22 protein-coding genes and 1 pseudogene are annotated in these 19,905 nt (G+C 68.9%); 6 read left to right on the top strand and 17 right to left on the bottom strand.

The genetic code is table 11. From position 1 onward, the window contains the following. Positions 1-147: 147 nt before the first annotated feature. Positions 148-327 (bottom strand): annotated as a pseudogene (locus G6N45_RS03070) (GAP family protein); the annotation flags it as partial. 86 nt (positions 328-413) lie between these two features. Here G6N45_RS03070 and G6N45_RS03065 point away from each other — a divergent pair. Further along, on the top strand, positions 414-911 hold the full coding sequence (locus tag G6N45_RS03065; protein WP_163720357.1) for a flavin reductase family protein: 498 nt from the start codon (positions 414-416) through the stop codon (positions 909-911). Positions 912-923: 12 nt separating this feature from the next. Here G6N45_RS03065 and G6N45_RS03060 read toward each other — a convergent pair whose 3' ends face one another. The 6 genes from G6N45_RS03060 to G6N45_RS03035 all read right to left on the bottom strand — a co-directional run bounded on the left by G6N45_RS03060 (position 924) and on the right by G6N45_RS03035 (position 6,936). Continuing rightward, the gene (locus tag G6N45_RS03060; RefSeq protein ID WP_163719575.1) at positions 924-1,067 is read right to left on the bottom strand and encodes a hypothetical protein; all 144 of its coding nucleotides are present in this window, start codon (positions 1,065-1,067) and stop codon (positions 924-926) included. A 93-nt stretch (positions 1,068-1,160) separates the two neighbouring features. Next, positions 1,161-2,903 (bottom strand): acyl-CoA dehydrogenase family protein, encoded by a 1,743-nt coding sequence (locus G6N45_RS03055; RefSeq protein WP_163720356.1) that lies wholly within the window; start codon positions 2,901-2,903, stop codon positions 1,161-1,163. A gap of 81 nt (positions 2,904-2,984) precedes the next feature. Beyond that, entirely contained in the window at positions 2,985-3,740 is a 756-nt protein-coding gene (locus G6N45_RS03050; RefSeq protein ID WP_163720355.1) for a succinate dehydrogenase/fumarate reductase iron-sulfur subunit, read from the bottom strand. A 4-nt stretch (positions 3,741-3,744) separates the two neighbouring features. Then, positions 3,745-5,673 (bottom strand): fumarate reductase/succinate dehydrogenase flavoprotein subunit, encoded by a 1,929-nt coding sequence (locus G6N45_RS03045; RefSeq protein WP_163720354.1) that lies wholly within the window; start codon positions 5,671-5,673, stop codon positions 3,745-3,747. Positions 5,674-5,723: 50 nt separating this feature from the next. Further along, on the bottom strand, positions 5,724-6,545 hold the full coding sequence (locus G6N45_RS03040; RefSeq protein WP_057150118.1) for a succinate dehydrogenase subunit SdhC: 822 nt from the start codon (positions 6,543-6,545) through the stop codon (positions 5,724-5,726). A gap of 91 nt (positions 6,546-6,636) precedes the next feature. Continuing rightward, positions 6,637-6,936 carry an Rv0250c family protein gene (locus tag G6N45_RS03035; protein ID WP_407664274.1) on the bottom strand — a complete coding sequence of 100 codons (300 nt, stop codon included), beginning with the start codon at positions 6,934-6,936 and terminating at the stop codon, positions 6,637-6,639. Between the two features lie 108 nt (positions 6,937-7,044). On the opposite strand from G6N45_RS03035, the gene G6N45_RS03030 reads away from it, so the two are divergent. Beyond that, entirely contained in the window at positions 7,045-7,803 is a 759-nt protein-coding gene (locus tag G6N45_RS03030; RefSeq protein ID WP_163720353.1) for an isocitrate lyase/PEP mutase family protein, read from the top strand. A 9-nt stretch (positions 7,804-7,812) separates the two neighbouring features. Here the strand turns inward: G6N45_RS03030 and G6N45_RS03025 are convergent, their stop codons facing one another. After that, entirely contained in the window at positions 7,813-8,259 is a 447-nt protein-coding gene (locus G6N45_RS03025; RefSeq protein WP_163720352.1) for a universal stress protein, read from the bottom strand. Between the two features lie 238 nt (positions 8,260-8,497). On the opposite strand from G6N45_RS03025, the gene nirB reads away from it, so the two are divergent. From nirB to fdxA, 3 genes are all read left to right on the top strand, one after another. After that, positions 8,498-11,020 (top strand): nitrite reductase large subunit NirB, encoded by a 2,523-nt coding sequence (gene nirB / locus G6N45_RS03020; protein ID WP_246228860.1) that lies wholly within the window; start codon positions 8,498-8,500, stop codon positions 11,018-11,020. Beyond that, the gene (nirD, locus tag G6N45_RS03015; RefSeq protein WP_057150126.1) at positions 11,017-11,364 is read left to right on the top strand and encodes a nitrite reductase small subunit NirD; all 348 of its coding nucleotides are present in this window, start codon (positions 11,017-11,019) and stop codon (positions 11,362-11,364) included. The genes nirB and nirD overlap by 4 nt, the downstream gene beginning before the upstream one ends. A 138-nt stretch (positions 11,365-11,502) precedes the next feature. Continuing rightward, the gene (gene fdxA, locus G6N45_RS03010) at positions 11,503-11,856 is read left to right on the top strand and encodes a ferredoxin (protein ID WP_163720350.1); all 354 of its coding nucleotides are present in this window, start codon (positions 11,503-11,505) and stop codon (positions 11,854-11,856) included. On the opposite strand, the gene G6N45_RS03005 is transcribed toward fdxA, so the two are convergent. From G6N45_RS03005 to lysE, 9 genes are all read right to left on the bottom strand, one after another. Beyond that, the gene (locus G6N45_RS03005) at positions 11,836-12,537 is read right to left on the bottom strand and encodes a sirohydrochlorin chelatase (protein ID WP_163720349.1); all 702 of its coding nucleotides are present in this window, start codon (positions 12,535-12,537) and stop codon (positions 11,836-11,838) included. The genes fdxA and G6N45_RS03005 overlap by 21 nt on opposite strands. Continuing rightward, complete coding sequence (locus G6N45_RS03000; protein ID WP_163720348.1) at positions 12,534-13,676, bottom strand: uroporphyrinogen-III synthase; 1,143 nt, start codon at positions 13,674-13,676, stop codon at positions 12,534-12,536. Before G6N45_RS03000 ends, G6N45_RS03005 begins: the two co-directional genes overlap by 4 nt. Before the next feature lie 117 nt (positions 13,677-13,793). Next, positions 13,794-14,342 (bottom strand): GNAT family N-acetyltransferase, encoded by a 549-nt coding sequence (locus G6N45_RS02995; RefSeq protein ID WP_246229011.1) that lies wholly within the window; start codon positions 14,340-14,342, stop codon positions 13,794-13,796. Beyond that, a complete protein-coding gene (locus tag G6N45_RS02990; RefSeq protein WP_163720346.1) occupies positions 14,336-15,244 on the bottom strand; it encodes a 5-oxoprolinase/urea amidolyase family protein in 909 nt (302 codons plus the stop codon). Before G6N45_RS02990 ends, G6N45_RS02995 begins: the two co-directional genes overlap by 7 nt. After that, the gene (locus G6N45_RS02985; RefSeq protein WP_163720345.1) at positions 15,241-15,921 is read right to left on the bottom strand and encodes a 5-oxoprolinase subunit B family protein; all 681 of its coding nucleotides are present in this window, start codon (positions 15,919-15,921) and stop codon (positions 15,241-15,243) included. The genes G6N45_RS02990 and G6N45_RS02985 overlap by 4 nt, the downstream gene beginning before the upstream one ends. A 99-nt stretch (positions 15,922-16,020) precedes the next feature. Further along, positions 16,021-16,710 carry a queuosine precursor transporter gene (locus G6N45_RS02980; RefSeq protein WP_179965265.1) on the bottom strand — a complete coding sequence of 230 codons (690 nt, stop codon included), beginning with the start codon at positions 16,708-16,710 and terminating at the stop codon, positions 16,021-16,023. 12 nt (positions 16,711-16,722) lie between these two features. Then, positions 16,723-17,676, bottom strand: coding sequence for an ABC transporter substrate-binding protein (locus G6N45_RS02975; RefSeq protein WP_163720344.1), 954 nt, complete (start codon positions 17,674-17,676; stop codon positions 16,723-16,725). A 48-nt stretch (positions 17,677-17,724) separates the two neighbouring features. After that, a complete protein-coding gene (locus tag G6N45_RS02970) occupies positions 17,725-18,309 on the bottom strand; it encodes a TetR/AcrR family transcriptional regulator (protein WP_163720343.1) in 585 nt (194 codons plus the stop codon). A gap of 44 nt (positions 18,310-18,353) precedes the next feature. Further along, complete coding sequence (gene lysE, locus G6N45_RS02965; RefSeq protein WP_163720342.1) at positions 18,354-18,962, bottom strand: L-lysine exporter; 609 nt, start codon at positions 18,960-18,962, stop codon at positions 18,354-18,356. Between the two features lie 109 nt (positions 18,963-19,071). Between lysE and G6N45_RS02960 the strand changes: the two genes are divergently transcribed. After that, positions 19,072-19,905, top strand: a complete 834-nt coding sequence (locus tag G6N45_RS02960) for a GNAT family N-acetyltransferase (protein ID WP_163720341.1) — start codon at positions 19,072-19,074, stop codon at positions 19,903-19,905.

Here is a 19,905-nt window from a genome sequence, read left to right as displayed (position 1 = left end):
CGGCCTCGACCGCGCTCACCCCGTCGGGGATCGGCGCCAAGAACTGCGAGGGCACGTTGAACCGGCTGGCGAACGCGCCCTGCATGGAGCCGTAGACCCGCTGGCCGATCTCGAGTCCGGTGACGCCGTCACCCAATTGCGTGACGGTGCCGGCCGCAGTACGAACAGCACCACCACGCCGACCGCGGTGCCCATCGCGAATCCCCCCGCGAGGAACACGAGCAGATGCAGCGCGGGGCGTGGCCGGTTGATCATCAGCACGGTCATGCCGATCCGGAACGGCTCCAGGCTCACCGCGAGGGCCATCAGCAGCAGCGGGAACCACATGATGGCCGTCAACTTACCGGCCACGTTGTGCTCACGGGGATTCTCATCGTGGTGGCCGCGCCGGGCGACGTGTGAAGATGGAGGAGATGAGCGGTACACATTCCGAGATCGACCTGAGCCCGTCGTCCCTGCGGGAGGCGTTCGGGCATTTCCCGACGGGCGTGATCGCGATCGCCGCGGAGGTGGACGGCACCCGGGTCGGCTTGGCGGCAAGCACTTTCGTGCCGGTGTCGCTGGACCCGCCGCTGGTGTCGTTCTGTGTGCAGAACTCGTCGACCACCTGGCCGCGGCTGGTGGACGCGCCCTACCTGGGAATCAGCGTCCTCGGCGAGTCCCATGACGCGGCGGCGCGGACACTGGCCGCCAAGACCGGCGACCGGTTCGCGGGGCTGGAGACCGCGTCAACCGAGCGCGGAGCGGTGTTCATCCACGGCACCAGTGTGTGGTTGGAGAGCGCCATCGAGCAGCAGGTGCCCGCGGGCGACCACACCATCGTCGTGCTGCGGGTCAGCAACATCACCGTGCACCCCGATGTGGCGCCGATCGTCTTTCACCGCAGCACGTTCCGCAGGCTCGGCGCCTGAGGACGGCAGGAGCTAGGGCCGATAGCCGAGTTCGTCCCGGTAGTGTCTGACACGCTCCTCGAGCTCCGCGGCGTCGGCACTGCGGCCTTCTCGCCGGGCGAGGTCGGCGCGGCTGCTGATCTCCCGGATGGCGGTCCGAATATCGTTGGTGCTCAAGGGCTGGTGTAGCGACACTGCGCTGCCTTCCGTCGCTGAGTGGTGCTCTTCGCGAGCGTACTCCGCAGACGCTTCAATGAACCAGGACTCGATTCAGGGACGCATTTCGTAGACGCCGTCGTAGGCCGCCACCTCGTGCCACACCCGGTCGAATCGGGCGGAGTCGGTGACCGGCTTGCGGATGGCCGACAGCGCCCAGGCCTGCTGGTCCGGGGTGGAGCTGGGCTTGCCGTGCAGCTCGACCGCGTAGGCGGAGAAGTCGCGGATCATCACATCGAAGATCTGATCGGTCAGGTCGGCGTCCAGGCCCGTCAGTTCGGCCTGCTCGAGGATCAGCTGGCCGTACACCACCAGCGAGAACAGGTGGCCGATCACCAGCACGAAGTCCAGATCGGCGCGCTGATCGGCATCGGGTGCCGCGGTGGCGAGCAGTTCCTTGAAGGCGGTGACCTGCTCGAAGAACCGTCCGACGTTGGGGATGCCGGTGTTGCGCTCGTAGACCGGCGCCCAGTCGGCGAACCGCACCTTCGAGGCGCCGCCGACGGGCCCCTGGTGCCAGAAGAAGACGTCGTCGGCCGCGTCGTCGCGGGTGCCGATCTGCGGGTACTCGGTGGGGTTGAACATGTAGTTCGGCATGAACTTCAGGATCTGGGCGACGTTGACGTGCACGGTGCCCTCCAGCCGCGGCAGCGCCCCGATCAGCCGGACCACCTCGCTGAAGTAGGTGTTCTTCTCGAAACCTTTGGCGGCCAGCACATCCCACAGCAGGGTGACCACCTTCTCACCCTCGGAGGTGACCTTGGACTTGGTCACCGGGTTGAACAGCAGGTAGCGGCGGTCCTCGAGGCCGGCGCTGCGGAAGTAGTCGATGGCGCGGTCGCTGAACAGTTTCATCGCGATCAGCCGGGAGTAGGCGTCGACGAAGTTCGCGCGCACGTGGGGGAACACGGTGACCGGGTTGCCGTACAGGATCCGGTTGTTCGCGTGGGTGATGGCTTCGTAGAAGGCGTGCTCGCACATGCCGATCGAGCCGCTGCACAGGTTGAACTTGCCGACGTTGACGGTGTTCAGCGCTGCCGAGAAGGCCTCCGGCCCGGTGCACAGGATGTCCTCCTCGTACACCGGGTAGTCGTTGAGCCGGAAAGTGCTGACGAACATCTGGCCGTGCACGACGTTGCCGATCAGTTCGTAGTTCTCGTGGCCGCTGTCGGCGACGAACCACACGTACCCGTCGGCGCCGTCGACGTCGGTGCGCCGTGAGAACACCGACACCATGCCTGCCACGTTGCCGTTGCCGATGTAGTACTTCTCGCCGGAGGCCCGGAACAGCACGCCCTCGCTGTCGTCGGCAGCCGCCGGGGTGAGCAGCAGGTCGGTGTTGTAGATGTCGGCGCCGTGCTCGCGCTCGGACAGCGCGAACGCCATCACACCGCCGCCCTCGAGTTGGGCGGCCGCCTTCTCCTTGGCCTTGACGTTGTCGCTCTGCCAGATCGGTCCGAGCCCGAGGATGGTGACCTGCTCGGCGTACCAGTAGGAGAGCCCGTAGAAGCCGAGGATCTCGCTGAGCACCGCGTTGCGGGAGGTGTCCCAGCGCTTGTCGGCGTCCCCGCCGGAGAACTCCGACGGCGTCAGGAACGTGGCGAACAGCCGCTCCTGCTTGACGAAGTCCAGGAAGTCCGACACCCACGCCGCGTCGAGGTCGTCGCGCAGCAGCCGGTCCTTGCCCCGCTGCTCGAACCAGTCGATCAGGGCGCGCAGTTGGCGGCGGGATTCCGGGTCGAGCCGCTGGGGGTCGAAGGTGTGCGGGTTGAGCAGCAGGGGGCGTGCAGTCGGCATGGGTGGCAATCTAGCGCGCGGGGCGAATCCGGCGCGTCAAACGACGATGAGCGTCGCTTTCCGCGCCCGATTCGCCCGGTGCTATTTACGCCGGAACAGCTTGTTGCCCAGCCAGACCACCGGGTCGTACTTGCGGTCGGCGGCGCGTTCCTTCATCGGGATCAGCGCGTTGTCGGTGATCTTGATGTGCTCCGGGCACACCTCGGTGCAGCACTTGGTGATGTTGCAGTAGCCCAGGCCGTTCTCCTCCTGGGCCTGTTCGGCGCGGTGGCCGTGCACGTCGAGCGGATGCATGTCCAGTTCGGCCTGCCGCATCAGATACCGCGGGCCGGAGAACGCCAACTTGTTCTCCTCGTGGTCACGGTTGACGTGGCAGACGTTCTGGCACAGGAAGCACTCGATGCACTTGCGGAACTCCTGCGAGCGGTTCACGTCCTCCTGCTGCATCCGGTACTCACCGGGCTGCAGGTCCTTCGGCGGCGTGAACGACGGGATCTCCCTGGCCTTCTCGTAGTTGAAGGACACGTCGGTCACCAGGTCCCGCATCACCGGGAAGGTGCGCAGCGGGGTCACGGTCACCACCTCGTTCTCGCCGAAGGTGGACATGCGCGTCATGCACAACAGCCGGGGACGGCCGTTGATCTCCGCTGAGCACGATCCGCACTTGCCCGCCTTGCAGTTCCAGCGCACGGCCAGATCGCCGGTCTGGGTCTGCTGCAGCCGGTGGATGATGTCGAGGACGACCTCGCCCTCGTTGACCTCGACGGTGTAGTCCTTGAGTTCCCCGCCGGAGGCGTCACCGCGCCAGACGCGCATCTTCGCGTTGTACGCACCCATGGTGTCAGCCCTTCCGTTGCGGGTGTTCGAGGAGTTCGTCGTCGGTGTAGTACTTCTCGAGCTCGGAGAGCTCGAAGGTCTCCAGCAGGTCGGGCCGCATCGTGGGCTGGCGCTCCTTGGTGACGTTGACGTCCGGGACCACCGGATCGTCGCCCTCGGACCGGCACACCAGCAGGTGGTTGCGCCAGCCGGCGTCCATCGACGGGTAGTCGTCGCGGGTGTGTCCGCCCCGGCTCTCCGTGCGGGTCATCGCGGACTTCGCCACCGATTCGCTGACAAGCAGCATGTTGCGCAGGTCCATCGCCAGGTGCCAGCCGGGATTGAACTTGCGCTCACCCTCGACCTTGACCCGCTTGTAGCGGTCCCGCAGCTCCTGGAGCTTGTCCAGCGCCTCCTGCATCTCGTCGGCCTTGCGGATGATGCCCACCAGGTTGTTCATGGTGTCCTGCATGTCCAGCTGCAGCGAGTACGGATTCTCCGGCGCCGAGCCGTCACTCGGCCCGTCGAAGACCGCCAGCGCCATCTCCCGGGCCGTGTCGACCGCGTTCTGCGTGACGGCCGGGCGGCTGGACAGGGCGCGCACGTAGTCCGACGCGCCGAGCCCGGCGCGCCTGCCGAACACCAGCAGGTCGGACAGCGAGTTGCCGCCGAGGCGGTTGGAGCCGTGCATACCGCCGGCGCACTCGCCCGCGGCGAACAGCCCGGGCGTCGCGGCGGCGCCGGTGTCCGGCTCGACCTCGATGCCGCCCATCACGTAGTGACAGGTCGGCCCGACCTCCATCTCGTCGGTGGTGATGTCGACCTCGGCCAGCTCGATGAACTGGTGGTACATCGACGGCAGCCGGCGCTTGATCTCCTCGGGCGACATCCGGGTCGCGATATCGAGGTACACGCCGCCGTGCGGGGTGCCGCGGCCCTCCTTGACCTCGGTGTTGATCGCGCGGGCCACCTCGTCGCGGGGCAGCAGGTCAGGGGTGCGCCGTGCGGAGTCGTTGTCCTTGAGCCACTGGTCGGCCTCTTCCTCGCTCTCGGCGTACTGGCCCTTGAAGACATCGGGGATGTAGTCGAACATGAAGCGCTTGCCCTCGGAGTTCTTCAGCACTCCGCCGTCACCGCGCACGCCCTCGGTGACCAGGATTCCCTTCACCGACAGCGGCCAGACCATGCCGGTCGGGTGGAACTGGATGAACTCCATGTTGATCAGCGAGGACCCGGCGCGCAGCGCGAGCGCGTGCCCGTCGCCGGTGTACTCCCACGAGTTCGACGAGACCTTGTACGACTTGCCGATGCCGCCGGTGGCCAGCACCACCGCGGGCGCCTCGAACAGCACGAAGTCGCCGGTCTCGCGGTAGTAACCGAAGGCGCCCGCGATCTTGCCGTCGTCGAGGAGGAGTTCGGTGATCGCAGTCTCGTGGAACACCCGGATCCGCGCTTCGTAGTCACCGAGTTCGCGCTTGTCCTCCTGCTGCAGCGACACGATCTTCTGCTGCAGGGTGCGGATGATCTCCAGGCCGGTGCGGTCGCCGACGTGGGCCAGCCGCGGGTAGGTGTGCCCGCCGAAGTTGCGCTGGCTGATCTTGCCGTCCTTGGTGCGGTCGAACAGCGCGCCGTAGGTCTCGAGTTCCCACACCCGATCCGGGGCTTCCTGCGCGTGCAGTTCGGCCATCCGCCAGTTGTTCAGGAACTTCCCGCCGCGCATGGTGTCACCGAAGTGCACCTGCCAGGAGTCCTTGGTGTTGACGTTGCGCATGGCCGCGGCGCAGCCGCCTTCGGCCATCACGGTATGGGCCTTGCCGAACAGCGATTTCGTCACCACCGCGACGCGCAGGCCCCGTTCCCGGGCCTCGATCACCGCACGCAGTCCCGCCCCGCCGGCGCCGATCACGACGACGTCGTAGGAGTGCCGTTCCAGTTCCGCTTCGTCCGAAGCCATCAACCCTCACTCGTCCTTGATAAATGAAAAACTCTGTGCGCCAGTCTGATTCAGCCGATGAACCGCAGGTCGGAGATAGTGCCGCTGGCCACCAGCATGACGTAGAAGTCGGTCAGCATGAGCGTGCCCAACGTGACCCACGCGTAGAGCTTGTGCCGGGTGTTGAGCTTGCTGATCTGCGTCCACATCCAGTAGCGCACCGGATGCTTGGAGAAGTGCTTGAGCCGTCCGCCCGCGACGTGGCGGCAGGAGTGGCAGCTCACCGTGTAGGTCCACAGCAGGATCACGTTCACGACGAGGATCACATTGCCCAGCCCGAACCCGAATCCGGACGGGGAGTGGAAGGCGATGATGGCGTCGTAGGTGTTGATCACCGAGATGATCGCCGCGATGTAGAAGAAGTAGCGGTGGGTGTTCTGGATGACGAGCGGAAAGCGGGTCTCCCCGGTGTATTTCGCGTGCGGCTCGGCCACCGCGCAGGCGGTCGGCGACTGCCAGACCGACCGGTAGTAGGCGCCGCGGTAGTAGTAGCAGGTCAACCGGAACAGCAGCAGGAACGGCAGCGACAGCGCCGCGTAGGGCAGCCACCAGACGTCCGGCAGGATCTGCGGCCAGAAGTGACTGGCCTCGGGCACGCACCCCTTGCTGATACACGGCGAGTAGAACGGCGTCAGGTAGTGGTATTCGGCGACGTAGTAGTTGTTCTGCATGAACGCCCGCACCGTCGCGTAGATGATGAACGCGGCAAAACCCAGGTCCGTGACGATGGGCGCCTTGAGCCAGTTGTCGGTGCGCAGCGTGCGCTGTGCGATCTGGGCTCGGCCGGGGGAGAAGACGCCGGTCGCCTTGCGGTCGGCGGTGGGTGCGCTCACGTTTCCCTCTCGATGAATGTCTCGTCACGAACTCGATTGGCGAACTCGACTGTCGCACGAGCCCGATGTGCCCGAGCGGGCACTCCCCGGTTCAGTGCGTTCCGCCCAGGCCCTCGTCGTCGACGCCGCGCCAGAAATCGGTGTCGTACTGCGTATCCGGAATAGCGATGCGCTCGCCGACATGGTGGTGCCGGGACAGGCCGCGCGCGAGTTCCAGTTCCTCGGCGTCGATGTCGAGTCGGTCGATATCGTTGAGGATGCGTTCGGCATCGTTGACGATGCGACGGGTAGCTGGGCTGTCCCCGTATCGCGACGCCAGTGATGTCACGCAACGCCGAAGACTTCCGATCAGATCGTGAAGCTCGGTGAGCTCGGTCGTGCTGCTGGACAAGTGACCTCCTTGGGCTGAAGGTGTCATGGATCACAGTACGCATTTGATGCTAGCCACATCACCCGGCTGGTGGGTGAGACAGATCACTTTGATGACACGGAGGTAAGAATGACCGACGACGTTCTTAAGGGCCGCGCCGAGACGTTGCTGGCGCTGCACCGGCCCGGGGATCCGGTCATCCTGCCGACGGTGTGGGACGCGTGGTCGGCGCGGCTGGCTGCCGACGCGGGCTTCGCGGCGCTGACCGTGGGCAGCCATCCGGTGGCCGACTCGGTCGGCAAGCCCGACAACGAGGGCATGAGTTTCGACGACCTGCTCACCCGCGTCGCCCAGATCACGGCCGCGACCGATCTGCCGGTGTCGGTCGACATCGAGTCCGGATACGGCGAAGCACCGTCGCGCCTCATCGAGGGTCTGCTGTCGGTCGGGGCGGTGGGCCTGAACATCGAGGACACCGTGCACGGCGAGGGCGGCCGGCTACGGTCGGCCGACGAGCACGCCGACCTCGTGGGCGCGCTGCGGGCGGCCGCCGACGCGGCCGGGGTGCACGTGGTGATCAACGCGCGCACCGATCTGTTCCTGCGGCAGGACGGCGACGAGTCCGACCGGGTCGACCGGGCGATCGCGCGGTTGACGCAGGCGGCCGACGCGGGCGCAGACGTGCTCTACCCTGTCGGGCTGCACGGCCCGGAGACGTTGCAGCGCTTGACATCCGAGCTGCCGCTGCCGGTGAACGCGATCGCGGCGCCGGACAAGGCCGACCCGGCGTCCTACGGTCCGCTCGGGGTGGCCCGGATCAGTTTCGGCCCGTTCTGGCAGGCGGCGCTCGCGGAGCGGTCGAAGGAGATCCTCGCCCGCTGGCGCTGAGCCGCGGCCTCAGTCGGTCTCGACGACGAGCACCTCGGTGTGCGCCCGGCGCTTCACGATCTTGGGTACCGAACCGACGAGTCGGCCCACCATCGACCGCATGCCGACGCTGCCGACCACCAGCAGATCGGCGCCCACCTCGTCGGCCAGGTCGACCAGGGCGTCGGCCGGTGCGCCCTTCACGGCACGCTGCTCGACGTGGTGCGCCCCGGCATTCCTGGCCCTGTCGGCGGCGTCGTGCAGCAGGCCGTACACCGGTGCGTCGCCCTGTGTGCGGTAGTCGTGGCGTGACTGGTCGGGTTCGGGCGCGCCGCCGTCGTGGCGCGCCGGTGTGTACGCCGACGCGATGATCAGGCGGGCGTCGGACTCGGCGGCCAGCGCTGCGGCCTTGTCGACCGCGCGCAGCGAGGTCTCCGAGCCGTCGGTGCCGACGACGATGGTCGAGTACTTCGTCATTGATGCGCCCTCCCGGTTTCCGTCCCCTGAATGTACAACTGTTCACTCATGTTCTCTGCTGGCCGGCCCGTTGCCGGTGGCTCTGAACTGCAACTTGAGCCGAACGCGCTCAAGTTCCGTACGGCGGTTCGCCGGTGGCGAACGCTCACAACGGGTCCGCCGGTGCGGTGAGCACACCGTGATGGGCGCTTCACACGGCGCGACACAGCGGCAATATCGGGTTCCTAGCCTCAGCGCCATGCACACTTCACGCGTCGTGGTCGTCGGCCACGGCATGGTCGCGCACCGCTTCGTCGAGGCTCTGCGTTCCCGCGACACCGAGAACCGCTGGCAGGTGACGGTGCTGGCCGAGGAACTCGATGCCGCCTATGACCGGGTCGGCCTGACCGGGTACACCGAGCACTGGGAGCGTCCCCGGCTCGCGCTCCCCGGCAACCTCTACCGCGGAGACGACCTCGTCGACGTGCGACTCGGCAGGCGCGTCACCGCGCTGGATACGGCCGCCACCACGGTGACCACGGCCGACGGCGCCGAGTTCGGTTACGACGCGCTGGTGCTGGCCACCGGCTCCTCGGCGTTCGTGCCGCCGGTACCCGGCCACGACCTGCCGCAGTGTCACGTGTACCGCACGCTGGACGACCTCGACGCGATCCGGGCCGACGCGGCCCGAGCAGTAGCCGCCGCCTCCGGTGACGCCACCGGTGTCGTCATCGGAGGCGGGCTGCTGGGTCTGGAGGCGGCCAACGCGCTGCGCAGCTTCGGGTTGACCCCGCACGTGGTGGAGATGGCGCCGCGGTTGATGGCGCAGCAACTCGACGAGGCCGGCGGTGCTCTGCTGGGCCGGATGGTCGGCGCGCTGGGCATCGACGTGCACGTCGGGGTCGGCACCGAACGGATCGAGCCGACCGAAGCGGGGGTGCGGGTGGCCCTGAGCGACGGGCAGACGGTGGACGCGGGGGTGGTGGTGTTCGCGGCGGGCGTGCGGCCGCGCGACGAGCTCGCCCGCGCCGCGGGCCTGGCGATCGCCGAACGCGGCGGTGTGCTCACCGACTCTTCTTGCGCGACAAGAGATCCACGGATATACGCCATCGGCGAGGTCGCCGCCATCGACGGCCGGTGCTACGGCCTGGTGGGACCCGGTTACACCAGCGCCGAGGTGGTCGCCGACCGATTGCTCGGCGGCGCAGCGGAGTTCGGCACCGCGGACATGTCGACCAAACTCAAGCTTTTCGGTGTCGACGTCGCGAGTTTCGGCGACGCGATGGGTGCCACCCCGGACTGCCTGGAGGTGGCCGTCAACGACGCGGTGCGGCAGACCTACGCCAAGCTGGTGCTCTCCGACGACGCGTCGACGCTGCTGGGCGGGATCCTGGTCGGCGACGCCTCGGCCTACGGGGTGTTGCGCCCGATGGTCGGCGAGAAGCTGCCGGGTGACCCGCTGGCATTCCTGACCCCCGCCGGATCCGACGGCGGCGCGGCCACCGTCGGGGTCGGCGCACTGCCGGCGACCGCCCAGATCTGCTCGTGCAACAACGTGACCAAGGGCGAGGTCACCGACGCGATCGCCGCCGGCTGCTGCGACGTGCCGGGGCTGAAGGCGTGCACCAGGGCCGGCACGTCCTGCGGTTCGTGCGTGCCGCTGCTCAAGCAGCTGCTCGACGCCCAGGGTGTCGAGCAGTCCACGGCGCTGTGCGAACACTTTCCGCAGTCGCGTGCCGAGCTGTTCGAAATCGTCACCGCCACCGAGATCCGCACCTTCTCCGGGCTGATCGAGCGATTCGGGTCCGGAAAGGGTTGCGACATCTGCAAACCGGTGGTGGCGTCGATTCTCGCCTCCACCAGCACGGAGCACATCCTCGACGGGGAACAGGCCTCGCTGCAGGACTCCAACGATCACTTCCTGGCCAACATCCAGCGCAACGGCAGCTACTCGGTGGTGCCGCGGGTGCCCGGCGGGGACATCACGCCCGAGCACCTGATCCTGATCGGCGAGATCGCCAGGGACTTCGGCCTCTACACCAAGATCACCGGCGGTCAGCGCATCGACGTGTTCGGCGCCCGGGTCGACCAGCTGCCCGAGATCTGGCGTCGCCTGGTCGACGGCGGGATGGAATCCGGGCACGCGTACGGCAAGGCGCTTCGCACGGTCAAGAGCTGCGTGGGCAGCGACTGGTGCCGCTACGGCCAACAGGACTCGGTGCAGATGGCGGTGAACCTCGAGATGCGCTACCGCGGGCTGCGCGCCCCGCACAAGATCAAGATGGGGGTGTCCGGGTGCGCACGGGAATGCGCGGAGGCACGCAGCAAGGACGTCGGCGTGATCGCCACCGAGAACGGCTGGAACCTCTACGTCGGCGGCAACGGCGGCATGACGCCGCGCCACGCCGAGCTGCTGGCCGGCGACCTCGACGACGACACGCTGGTGCGCTACGTCGACCGGTTCCTGATGTTCTACATCCGCACCGCTGACCGGCTGCAGCGCACGGCGCCGTGGGTCGAGGACAAGGGCCTCGAGCATGTGCGTGAGGTGGTGTGTGACGACTCGCTGGGTCTGGCAGCCGAATTCGAGGCCGCGATCACCCGGCACGTCGAGGGCTACGCGTGCGAGTGGAAGGGTGTGCTCGAGGACCCGGACAAGCTGGCGCGATTCGTGTCGTTCGTCAACGCGCCCGGCGTCGAGGACCCCACGGTGAGCTTCACCCGCAGCGCGGGGCGCATGGTGCCGACGCCCATCGGCATGCCGAAAGTGGTTCAGCGATGACTGTTCTCGACGGTGTCGCGGTATGGACGACGGCCTGCCGCCTCGACTTCCTGCTGCCCAACCGAGGCGTCGGGGTGCTGCTGCCCGACGGCGCGCAGGCCGCCCTGTTCCTTCTCGACGACGGCACGCTGCACGCGGTGGGCAACATCGACCCGTTCACCGGGGCCGCGGTGATCTCGCGCGGCATCGTCGGCGACCGCGGCGGTCGGGCGATCGTGGCTTCGCCGCTGAAGAAGCAGGCGTTCGCCCTCGACGACGGCGTGTGCCTCGACGACCCCGCCTACGAGCTGCCGGTCTACGCCACGCGCGTCACCCCGGACGGCGACGTCCAGGTCGGCTCCTGACTCCGCCGAACTTGTATTCCAGCAGGTCCCCACTCGCACTTTCGCTGCTGGAATGCAATTTCGGCGATGTTCAAGTGTGACTCAACTAGGGACTTTCGGCCCACGACGGCGGCGCGAGAACTACCTACCGTCGTAGGCATGACGTATGTGATCGGTAGCGCGTGTGTGGACATCGTCGACAAGTCCTGTGTGCAGGAGTGCCCCGCTGACTGCATCTACGAGGGCGACCGGGCGATGTACATCAACCCGAACGAGTGCGTGGACTGCGGCGCCTGCCGCATCGCGTGCCGGGTGGACGCCATCTACTACGAGACCGACCTGCCCGACGAAGAAGCCGCGTCTCTGGAGGACAACGCGGCCTTCTTCAGCATGGTCCTGCCTGGCCGCGACGCCCCGCTCGGAGATCCCGGCGGCGCGGTCAGGCTGGGCCGTGTCGGCGTGGACACACCGCTGGTGGCCGCGCGGCCGCCGTCAACGACCCCGCACCCCTGACGCCACGGGCTCCGACACCAGCGCCCGCTGAAAGCGGCTGACGATCAGCCGCGTGATGCCGGGATGCGTGCCGAGCGGATCGGTCACCAGGTCGGCGCCGCTGTCGCGCAGCCGGTCCTGGAACAGGCCTTCGGACAGCAGGTACGACGCGAGGACAACGCGCCTGCCGTGGCCTCGCAGCGCGGCGACCGCGTCGGCCACCCGCGGCTGCCCGGTCGCGGCGAACGCGAGTTCCACCCGTGAGCCCAGCGTCGCCGACAGCCACGCCGCCGTGGTGTGCAGGTCGCGCATCGCCGCCGGATCCGACGTGCCCGCTGCCGCGAGGATCACCGAATCAACAGGCCGCCAACCGCTTTCGATCAACCGATCGACGAGCACCCGCACCAGCTGCGGGTCGGGTCCGAGCGCGCGGGTGACGGTGACGCCGTGGTGTCCGCTGTCCCGCACATGGGCGGGGATGTCGCTGCTGACGTGGTAGCCGCGGGCCAGGAACGCCGGCACCAGCACCGCCGGTTCCCCGGTACGGGCACCGAGCACCTCGGCAGGTGTGGGGCCGACGACGTCGACGAACGCGACGTGCACCGGCTGGTCCAGCGTCGCCGCCACCCGGGACGCGAGGTCCCCGATCAGCGACACCCCCGGCCGCTTGCGGGTGCCGTGGGCCACCAGCACGTAGCTCATGACGCGTAGGCCTCGTCGACGGGCAGCCGGTAGCCGCGTTTGACCACGGTGGCCACCATCTTCTTGTCGCCCAGTGCCGTCCGCAGCCGCAGCACCGCGGTCTCGACCGCGTGGGTGTCGGTGCCGCTGCCGGGCAGTGCGCGCAGCAGATCGGTCCGGGACACCACTGCGCCCGGGTGCTGCGCCAGCGCCCGGATCGTGGCCATCGCCGCGGGCGACATCGCCTTGACCGCGCCGTCGACCAGCACGCAGTTGCCGCGGATCTCGAGCAGATGCCCGGCCACCCGGACCGTCCGCGCCTGTAGCAGTGGCAGTTCGTCGGTGATGTGCCGGGCCAGCGCGCCCAGCCGCATCCGCTCCGGCGCCGACGTCGGTATCCCGAGACGGACCAGTGGCCGCGCGGTGACGGGCCCGACACACATCGCGTGCACCCCACCGCGCAACGCCTCGAGTACCTCGGCTTCGATGCCCATCTCCCGCGCCCGCAGCAGCACCGACGCGACCGCGGGCGCCGACGTGAAGCTGACCGCGTCGAACTTCTCCGCGGCGATGTCCGCGACGAGCGCGTCGAAATCCCCGTTACGCGGCGCCGGATGCCAGCGGTACACCCGGATCGGCACGACATCGGCTCCCGCCGAACGCAGTTCGTCGAGGAATTCGGGGAACGGATCCCAGTCGGCCGTGGCGCCGTGCAGCTGCACCGCGATCCGCGCGCCCGCGATGCCGCCCTCGACGAGGTAGTGCAGCACCTCGCGCGAGGACTCCGAGTCCGGTGACCACTCCTCGGGCAGGCCGGCTGCGCGCAGCGCGCCGGTGGCCTTCGGGCCACGGGACACGACGCGGGCCTTGGCCAGCTCCGCGGTGAGCTCGGTGGCCAGGCCCCAGCCGTCGGCGGCGGCGATCCAGCCGCGGAAGCCGATGCCGGTGGTGGCGATGACGATGTCGGGCGGTTGGTCGATCAGTGCGCGCGTGCGCTGTCGCAGTTCGTCGTCATCGGGCAGGGGCACCATCTCGATGGCGGCCGCGCTGGTGACGGTCGCACCGCGACGGGTCAGCAACGCGGCGAGTTCGTCGGCGCGCCGCGCTGACGTCACCGCGACCCGGAATCCGGTGAGCGGCGACCAGTCCGGCTCACTCATGCCCACTGTCTATTCAGGTCGTGTTTCGCGCCGGTTACCCGGCCGTTGCGGGGTCGTGTCACCGCCGGACAGGGCGTGAATTTCCGCTCACCGCCGACAGCGCCCGACTGTGAGGGCTCACCACACGTCGCCGTCACGCCAGTCGCACGCGATGCCGGCCGCCGGGTCCAGCGTCGCCGACACCGGCAGCACGAACACCGCGCCGTCGTCGTCGGGGGTGCGGATGAGTCCGCTGGGTGCCAGCACCGAGGTCGGTCCCTGCCAGGGCACCCAGCCGCGACCCGCGTACAACGGCCGGCCCAGATCGCTGGTCCCCAGGGCGCCGACGACGTAGCCGCCGCGGATCACCTGCTCGACGGCGTCCATCAGCGCGTGCGCCAGGCCCTGACCGCGGTGGTCCTCGCGGACCGCGACCGCCTCGACATAGCCGCACCGCAGCGCGGTGTCCTGATGGAGCAGTCGGCGCTGCACGACGGCCGCGTGGCCGATCATCGCTCCGCGCTGGCAGATCACGGCGTGCATGCCGCCGAGCGCATGCTCCCAGTCAGCATCGGAGAACTCGCCGCCGAAGGCCTCGATGACCATCCGGCGGGCGTCCTCGCGGGTCTCGTCGTCGAGGTCCGAGGTGTGAACGAGGCGTGCGCGCACACCTCCAGTGTCTACCAGGCCGACCGGTCACCCGGCGGGCCGAACGGCACCCGGGGCCGCGACCAGTGCAGTCGCACGGTCTGCCCCGGCCGCGCCTGGGCCATCGCGTCGATGTCCTCGTCGACCACGACGCCGATCACGGGGTACCCGCCGGTGACGGGATGATCCGGACCGAGGATCACCGGAAAACCGTTGGGCGGCACCTGGATCGCGCCGCGGGTGGCACCTTCGCTGGGCAGTTGGCGGTCGGGCCAGCGGTACTCCAGCGGCATCCCCACCAACCGCATGCCCACCCGGTCGCTGCGGTTGGTGACCTGCCAGTTCGTCCGCACCAGCACGTCGGGGTCGACGAACCAGTCGTCGCGCGGTCCCGGCACCACCCGCAGTTCGAGTGCCTCGCCGTCGAGGGCGGCGACCGGCGCCTGGTCGAGTTCGGGGAACTCGTCTGTGTGTTTCCCGACAGCGAGCACGTCACCCGAGCGCAGCGGCAGCGGGCCGAGCGACGACATCACGTCGTAGCTGCGCGAGCCGAGCACCGGGGCGACGTCGAACCCGCCGCGGACGGCCAGATAGGAGCGCAGCCCTGAGCGGGCCGGCCCCAGCGAAATCACTTCACCGGCGCGAACGTAATGAATGCTGTTGGTGCCGAACGGAACTCCGCTGACCGCGGGGTCGGTGTCGGCCCCGGTGACCGCGATCGCGACGTCTCCGCCGCACACTCGGGCGGCGAAGCCGCCGAGTGTCACCTCGACGGTGGCACGGTCGCCGGGGTTGGCGACCAGCCGGTTGGCCAGCGTGTGCGAGCGCCGGTCGGCCGCTCCCGACCGCGTCACGCCGAGGTGTGACAACCCGGGCCGGCCGAGGTCCTCGACCAGGGCCAGCGGTCCGGGCTGCAGGATCTCCAGCGTCACCCCGCTCATGAGTGCACCGCCCGGAACTGCACCCACAGGCCGGGAGTCAGCAGTGCGGGATTCTCGCGGTCGACGTCCCACAGCACCGCGTCGGTGCGCCCGATCAACTGCCACCCGCCGGGCGATTCCCGCGGATAGACGCCGCTGAACGCGCCGGCCAGCCCGACGGACCCGACGGGCACCTTCGTGCGCGGTTCCGCGCGCCGCGGCACCGCGAGCCGCTCGTCGCCGCCCACCAGGTAGGCGAAGCCCGGCGCGAATCCGCTGAACCCGACCCGCCACGGCCGTGCGGTGTGCGCGGCGACGACGTCGTCGGCACTCAGCCCGGTCAGCCGCGCCACATCGTCGAGATCCGCACCGTCGTAGACGACGTCGATGACGACGTCGGCGTGCCCGTCGGGCGGCGCGGCGGACTCGGCCATCGCCTCCGCGCTCGGCTGCACCCGGCTCAGACGCTGGCGCGTCGGGGCCTGGTAGTCGACGCCGGCCAACTTGACCAGCACGGTCTGGGCGGCGGGCACCAGATCCACCACACCGGGCAGCTCGGCTGCCCGCAGCGCATCGGTCCACGCCAACACTTCGGCAGTGCTGCCGAATTCGAGGAGGAGCGCCCGATCCCCATAGTCGTGGATCGTGCGTGCGCCCCCGGTTCGCATTGCTTGCATCGCATCCGCAGTCACGCTCATGTGCCAACGCTACCGTCGAGTAGCTTTCCTGGCCGCTGCTCGCCGCAGCTCTGTGAACCTTGCCAGAGCTACCTTAGGAACGGCTCAGAGGAACGGCCCTCAACCCACCAGCTGGTACGTGGGCTCGCGGCGCTTGATCGACGCGATCACCCGGTAGGTGACGGGGAGCATGACGACCTCAACGGCGGTCTTGTAGAACCAGCCCAGCGCGGTGTAGATGGCGAAGTCCTTGAAGGTGGAGATGCCGATCGCGCTGGCGGCGATCGTGCAGAACACCAGCGTGTCCCCGAGTTGGCCGACGAACGTCGAGCCGACCAGCCGCGCCCACAGGTGCTTCTCCTTGGTGCGCTCCTTGATCGCCACCACCACCCAGGCGTTGAGGGTCTGCCCGACGATGAAGCCGGCCAGCCCCGCGACGATCAACTGGGTGTAGGCGTGCACGACGTTCTCGAAGTGCTCCTGATTGGTGTAGAAATCCGCGGCCGGCAGGTAGATCGTCACCCAGAAGGCAAGGGCGGCAAGGATGTTCATCGCGAAGCCGGTCATGATCGCGCGCCGGGCGGCCTTGAACCCGTAGACCTCGCTGAGCACGTCGCCGATCACGTAGGTCAGCGGGAACACGATGAAGCCGCCGTCGGTGATGATCGGCCCGAAGGCGACGCCCTTGGTGGCGGTGACGTTGGAGATGATCACCAGCGCGGTGAACACGGCGACGAGGATCGGATAGTAGGCCGAGCCCACGCGGGCGAAGGTGGCGTGATGATCCAGGTCGGTGGGCTGCTCGGTCACCGGCCCATTAGATCAGCCCAGCGCGGTGGCGATCATCGGCGGCAGTTTGTCGACCACCACCGGGTAGGACAGCGTCGAGGCGTAGGCGATCGCGCCGGCCAGCTCCTTGCCGGTGAAGACATTGCGGGCCCGCGTGGTGACGCGGGACTGGGCGACGGCCGGGTCGGCCAGCAGCGCGGCCTGCTCCTCGTCGCTCTCGGTCGTCCAGATCACGACATCCGCACCGTCGAGCACCGGGGTCAGCCGGTCCCGCGGGATCAGCCCGTCGGCGTCGGCGAGGGTGAGGCCCATCTCGGTCAGGAATGCGCGCCGCCAGGCCGGCCCGCTCACCCGGGCGCCGCCGGGCTCCAGCCGGCCGTCGAGCAGCAGCACCTTCCGGCCGGCGAAGGCGGGGTGGTCGTCCTTGACCTTGGTGAAGGACGCGTCGACGTCGGCGACGAGCTTGGTCATGTCCTCGTGGTGGTAGGTCGCCTGCCCGATCAGGTCGGCCTGATCGCGCCACGGCTCGAAGAAGGCGGCGCGACCGGACTGGGGGATGGTCGGGGCGAGCGCCTTGAGCGCTGTGTAGGTGTCCGCATCCAGCCCGGCGTTGGTGGCGACGATGAGATCCGGGCGGGCAGCCGCGATCTCCTTGACCGGGATGCCGTCGGCGAGCGAGAGCACCACCGGTGTTGCGTTGCCGAGCCGGGGCTGCGCCCACGGCCACACCCCGAACGGTTCGCCGCCGAACCAGTCCGTCACGGCGACCGGCACGACACCCACCGAGAGCAGGAAGTCAACGTCGTTCAGGCCCACGCTGACCACCCGGGTCGGCGGCTTGGGGATCGTCGTCTCGCCGAAGGCGTGCGTGACGGTGACCGAGCCGTCCGAGGCGACGGCACCCGGTTTCTCGGACCTGCAGGCGGTCAGCAACGCCGCCGCGGCGGTCATCGCCAGAACTTTCCGCCGGGACCACAACTCGGGCACCCGGCGAGAATAGCCAGCTGACCGTGAAGTCGCCGGACATTGCCGGCGCTAGGAAGTCAGCGGCAGGCCGGCGTCGAGGAAGTCCAGCCCCGCGAACAGGGCGTCGGGAGCCATCGGTGTCCCGTGCAGCGCGGCCATCATCACCCCGGTCATCGCGCCGGCGGTGATTCTCAGCTGGGAATCGTCCACGGGCCGGTCCAGCCGGGTGGCCAGCGCCTCGGTGATCAGCTCGATGGTGTGGATGTACTCGTGGTACAGCGCGCCGCCGGCCTCCGGCAACGTGTACAGCAGCCGCTGCCGCGCCATCTCCTCGCCCCACTCCGACCCGGCGATGCCGCTGAAGACCTGTTCGAGCGCGTGCCGGTAGGCAGCGATCGGGGACATGTCGGCGGGGGCGGCGACGAACAACTCGATGATCGGTTCCATCAGCTGATCCGGGATCAGCAGCGCCGCCTTGTTAGGGAAGTAGCGGAAGAAGGTGCGCGGGGAGACGTCGGCGGCCTCGGCGATCTGCTCGATCGTCGTGTTGGGGTAGCCGTTGCGCTCGAACAGCTGGAACGCCGCATGGCGGACGGCTTCACGGGTCTGCCGCTTCTTGCGTTCCCGGAGCCCCTCTGTGTTGGCTGGGGACATCCCTCGATTGTGGCGGAGTCGTCTTGAGACATTGGCCGTTTGGATCAGCTGAGGACCAGCGTCACACTCAGCGCGATCATCATCACCGCGATCCCGCCGTCGAGCAGCCGCCATGTTCGCGGCGACTCGAAGTAGCGGCGCAACCGCCGTGCACCGAAGCCCAGCCCGGTGAACCAGACCGCGCTGGCGGTCACCGCCCCGATGCCGAACAGCCAGCGGCCCTCGCGGTGCTCGTTCGCCAGCGCGCCCAGCAACACCACGGTGTCGAGGTAGACGTGCGGGTTGAGGAAGGTCAGCGCCAGGCAGGTGGCCAGTACGCCGGCAAGTCGGGCCGGTTGCGCCTCCGACGGCGTCAGCGTTCCCGGCCGCAGCGCACGACGCGCGGCGAGCAGGCCGTAACCCAGCAGGAAGGCGGCGCCGCCGTACGTCGCGACGGTCACCAGATCGGGGTGGGCGCGAACCAGCGCGCCGAAACCGGCGATGCCGGCGGCGACGAGGAGCAGGTCGGACACGGTGCAGACGGCCACCACCGGAAGGACGTGCTCACCCCGGATGCCCTGGCGGAGCACGAACGCGTTCTGCGCGCCGATCGCCGCGATCAGCGCCATCGTGGTGGCGAAGCCGCTGAGCACGATCAGCGCCGTGGTCGTCATGTGTCTGACGCTAGGGCCGACCTGCGCAACAGTACAGCTCAAGATTCTTCATCAGGATTAGTGACGTTAATGATTCGACCGTGCCAGGCCCGGTGCTCATGCTGAAGTGATGGACGCACGCCTGCACGACGATCGCGACGCATTCCTCGCGCACGCCGGTCCGCTGTACCGGCGCGATCCCGTCCTGCACACGATCGAGTTGACCGCGCTCGGCGCCGGGATACCCGCGCAGTCGCTGATGGTGACCGTGCACGACGGTCACACCGCGGTCGGGGCGGCGCTGCAGACGCCGCCCTACCCGTTGTTGGTCACCGGTCTGGCGGGCGCCGCGACCGAGTGCGCGGCCGAACTGCTCGCCGAGACCCATCCCGACCTCCACGGCATCCGGGGCGTCCGTGACGTCGCGACGCGGTTCGCGGCCGCCTGGCAGTCGGCCACCGGCCGGGTCGGCCACGTCGACCTTGCCGAAAGGCTCTACCGGCTGGGCACGCTGGCGCCACCGGCAGGCGTGCGCGGCGCCTGCCGTCTCGGGACCGGGGACGATCACGCTCTGCTGGTCGACTGGGTGGAGGGCTTCTTCGTCGAGACGTTCAACGAACCCCGGGATGACGCCGCTGGCGCGCGGTTCCTCGCCCGCGCCGCCGACGTCGGTGACCGGTTCGTGCTCTGGACGCTCGGTGACGAGCCGGTGAGCATGGCGATGCTGCGCGCTCCCGCGTCGGGCGTATCCCGGATCGGGCCGGTGTACACGCCGACCGCGGCCCGGGGGCAGGGCTTCGGTTCCGCGGTGACGGCCGCGGCGGCCCGGCTGGCGCATCGCAGCGGGACCGGCGAGGTGGTGCTGTTCGCGGACTCGGCCAACCCGGTGTCCAACGGGATCTACCGGCGCATCGGCTTCGAGGCCGTCACCGACTGCGTGCGCATCGACTTCGCGGGGGCCTGA

Source organism: Mycolicibacterium psychrotolerans (assembly GCF_010729305.1).
GTDB classification, from domain to species: domain Bacteria; phylum Actinomycetota; class Actinomycetes; order Mycobacteriales; family Mycobacteriaceae; genus Mycobacterium; species Mycobacterium psychrotolerans.
This window is presented reverse-complemented; position numbering and strand designations above follow the sequence as displayed.

Excerpts from the sequence above, each read along its gene's own strand:
- lysE (WP_163720342.1), bottom strand. The coding sequence starts at position 18,962 with ATGACGACCACGGCGCTGATCGTGCTCAGCGGCTTCGCCACCACGATG.
- fdxA (WP_163720350.1), top strand. The coding sequence starts at position 11,503 with ATGACGTATGTGATCGGTAGCGCGTGTGTGGACATCGTCGACAAGTCC.
- G6N45_RS02970 (WP_163720343.1), bottom strand. The coding sequence starts at position 18,309 with ATGTCCCCAGCCAACACAGAGGGGCTCCGGGAACGCAAGAAGCGGCAG.
- G6N45_RS02990 (WP_163720346.1), bottom strand. The coding sequence starts at position 15,244 with ATGAGCGGGGTGACGCTGGAGATCCTGCAGCCCGGACCGCTGGCCCTG.
- G6N45_RS02960 (WP_163720341.1), top strand. The coding sequence starts at position 19,072 with ATGGACGCACGCCTGCACGACGATCGCGACGCATTCCTCGCGCACGCC.
- nirB (WP_246228860.1), top strand. The coding sequence starts at position 8,498 with ATGCACACTTCACGCGTCGTGGTCGTCGGCCACGGCATGGTCGCGCAC.
- G6N45_RS03000 (WP_163720348.1), bottom strand. The coding sequence starts at position 13,676 with ATGAGTGAGCCGGACTGGTCGCCGCTCACCGGATTCCGGGTCGCGGTG.
- G6N45_RS03030 (WP_163720353.1), top strand. The coding sequence starts at position 7,045 with ATGACCGACGACGTTCTTAAGGGCCGCGCCGAGACGTTGCTGGCGCTG.
- G6N45_RS02985 (WP_163720345.1), bottom strand. The coding sequence starts at position 15,921 with ATGAGCGTGACTGCGGATGCGATGCAAGCAATGCGAACCGGGGGCGCA.
- G6N45_RS03065 (WP_163720357.1), top strand. The coding sequence starts at position 414 with ATGAGCGGTACACATTCCGAGATCGACCTGAGCCCGTCGTCCCTGCGG.
- G6N45_RS03005 (WP_163720349.1), bottom strand. The coding sequence starts at position 12,537 with ATGAGCTACGTGCTGGTGGCCCACGGCACCCGCAAGCGGCCGGGGGTG.
- G6N45_RS03050 (WP_163720355.1), bottom strand. The coding sequence starts at position 3,740 with ATGGGTGCGTACAACGCGAAGATGCGCGTCTGGCGCGGTGACGCCTCC.
- G6N45_RS03055 (WP_163720356.1), bottom strand. The coding sequence starts at position 2,903 with ATGCCGACTGCACGCCCCCTGCTGCTCAACCCGCACACCTTCGACCCC.
- G6N45_RS03025 (WP_163720352.1), bottom strand. The coding sequence starts at position 8,259 with ATGACGAAGTACTCGACCATCGTCGTCGGCACCGACGGCTCGGAGACC.
- G6N45_RS03045 (WP_163720354.1), bottom strand. The coding sequence starts at position 5,673 with ATGGCTTCGGACGAAGCGGAACTGGAACGGCACTCCTACGACGTCGTC.
- nirD (WP_057150126.1), top strand. The coding sequence starts at position 11,017 with ATGACTGTTCTCGACGGTGTCGCGGTATGGACGACGGCCTGCCGCCTC.